3 protein-coding genes are annotated in these 2262 nt (G+C 51.3%); all 3 read left to right on the top strand.

Annotated features, from left to right (window positions below; translation table 11 throughout):
• On the top strand, positions 1–221 hold a 221-nt coding region (locus ACO0K1_RS20020), incomplete at its 5' end, for a hypothetical protein (protein WP_423028945.1).
• The gene (tnpB, locus tag ACO0K1_RS20015; RefSeq protein ID WP_423028943.1) at positions 218–565 is read left to right on the top strand and encodes an IS66 family insertion sequence element accessory protein TnpB; all 348 of its coding nucleotides are present in this window, start codon (positions 218–220) and stop codon (positions 563–565) included. The genes ACO0K1_RS20020 and tnpB, both read left to right, overlap by 4 nt.
• 96 nt (positions 566–661) lie before the next feature.
• Positions 662–2233: an IS66 family transposase gene (gene tnpC / locus ACO0K1_RS20010; protein WP_423028941.1), complete on the top strand. Its 1572-nt coding sequence runs from the start codon at positions 662–664 to the stop codon at positions 2231–2233.
• The last annotated feature ends 29 nt before the right edge of the window (positions 2234–2262 follow it).

Below are 2262 nucleotides of genomic sequence, written 5' to 3'. Positions count from 1 at the left end.
CTCCTGCAATTGCGCCACGCACAACGCAAGAACCGGTTTGCGCGAACCTCGCCATTGCCGAGAAGAAGGCGATCCCAGTCAAACCAATCACGATGGTGCCAGTGGCAATGACTACCGCGCGCTGTGACATTTCATTGCGTAGCCCTGCGGGCTGGCAAATCACGATTGCAGGTCAAATTGATTTACCCGCACTGACGCGATTACTCCAGCAGTTACCATGAAGTTTCCATTATCGCCGGCACAAATCTATTTGGCGGTTGAACCAGTCGACATGCGGCTCGGTGCGGATGGACTCTCCTTACATGTGCAGCAAAGTCTGGGCAAGGCCCCATGCGATGGCAACGCCTACGCCTTTCGCAATAAAAATGGCAACCGGATTAAATTGCTGATCTGGGATGGCACCGGCGTCTGGTTGTGCGTACGCCGTTTGCATCAAGGTCGTTTCATTTGGCCGACCAGTCAAGATAAAGTCTTTATACTCAATGAGGCGGATTGGCATTGGCTTACTAGCGGTATCGATTGGCGACGAATGAGTGCGCAGCCATCGGCATTCTGGCTCGTATAAAACCGATAGAAATAGTGCGTAAAAATACTGTTTATTTCATACTAAAACATGACGAAAATACGTGTTTATCATAGGGAAAAATGGTAAAATACGTCAATGGATTTTACTGCTCAATTTACTACTCAACTTGCCCAATTTAACCCCGACCCTGCGTTGGAAGCATGGTTGTTGGCACAGTTTAGTCAATCGCAAAAAGAGGCTGCCAAAGTCCCTCAGATGGCCGCTGAAATCAAGTTCAAAGACATTAAGATCAATGCACTGACCTTTGAGTTGGCGACCATGAAGCGTCTGAAATTTGGTGCAAAAACGGAAGCCTATTCTGTCGATCAGCGCGAGTTGTTCACGGAATGTGTCGACGCTGACCTCAGTGCCATGCAGGCAGAACTGGAACAATTAACGCCAGCAGCACCGCGCGCTAAAGCCAAGCCAACAGGACGTAAAGCCTTACCATTTGATCTGCCACGTATCGAGCATCGGCACGAACCAGAATCGTGCAACTGCGGTCAATGCGGCAATGCGCTAGTGCAGATCAGTGAAGATATCAGTGAGCAACTCGATGTCGAACCAGCGCGGTTCTTCGTGCATCGTCATATCCGTCCGCAATACGCTTGCCGCGCTTGCGAAACGGTGACCGCTGCTGCCATTCCACCGGCCATTATCGACGGTGGCTTAGCTGCTCCTGGTTTGCACGCGTGGGTCGTCATCCAAAAATACCTGGATCATTTACCGCTGTACCGGATCGAACAAATCAGCGCCCGTCATGGTGCGGGGATCTCTCGTTCGACATTGGCCGACTGGATCGGTCGTATCGGCGTCGCTTTACACCCTTTGGTAGATCGATTGATCGAATTACTCAAAGAACGCAGCGTGCTGCATGCTGACGAAACACCGGTGCAACAATTAGATCCTGGCAAAGGTAAAACCAAGCGTGCTTACTTGTGGGCGTATCGCAGTAATAGTCTGGACGAAGGGCCACCGATAGTCGTGTTTGAGTTTCAGCCTGGGCGCAGTGGCAGCCATGCGCGCACTTTCCTCACCGATTGGCGAGGCCATTTGATGGTTGATGATTATTCAGGCTATAAAGCCCTATTCGGTCACGGCATCGTTGAGCTTGCTTGTCTGGCACATGCGCGGCGTAAATTCTTTGATCTGCATGCCGCCAATCAACACCCGACGGCAGCCGACGCACTGGCTCGAATCGCTGAGCTGTATCACATTGAGAGCACGGCCAAAGACTATACGGTAGAGCAACGTGCGCAATGCCGGCGAGAACAAGCCGTGCCGAGGCTGGAAGCGATGCATGCGTGGTTACTGCTGACGCGTCAAAAAACCGCCGATGGCAGCGGCCTGGCCAAAGCCATCGATTACAGCTTGAAGCGCTGGCCAGCGATTATGCGTTATGCCGCCAGCGGCAATCTGCCTATCGATAATAATCCGATTGAGAATGCGATTCGTCCCATTGCCATAGGAAAAAAGAATTGGCTGTTTGCCGGATCAGAGCGGGCAGGAAAACGCGCAGCGGCAATTCAAAGTTTGCTCGCCACCGCCAAGGCGAACAACATAGAACCCCTCGCTTGGCTTAAAGATACGTTGGAAAAACTCCCTACCTGTAAAAATAATCGTATTGATGAATTGCTGCCGTTGCGATTGAATTCGTCAAATCACTGATTGTTTAGGTGGATCTGTCGGACGCATAC

The organism is Undibacterium sp. SXout20W (genome assembly GCF_049340285.1).
Lineage (GTDB): Bacteria > Pseudomonadota > Gammaproteobacteria > Burkholderiales > Burkholderiaceae_D > Undibacterium.
This window is presented reverse-complemented; position numbering and strand designations above follow the sequence as displayed.

What these genes read in the sequence shown, in the direction of transcription:
- tnpB (WP_423028943.1), top strand. Translation starts at nt 218, where the DNA reads ATGAAGTTTCCATTATCGCCGGCACAAATCTATTTGGCGGTTGAACCA.
- tnpC (WP_423028941.1), top strand. Translation starts at nt 662, where the DNA reads ATGGATTTTACTGCTCAATTTACTACTCAACTTGCCCAATTTAACCCC.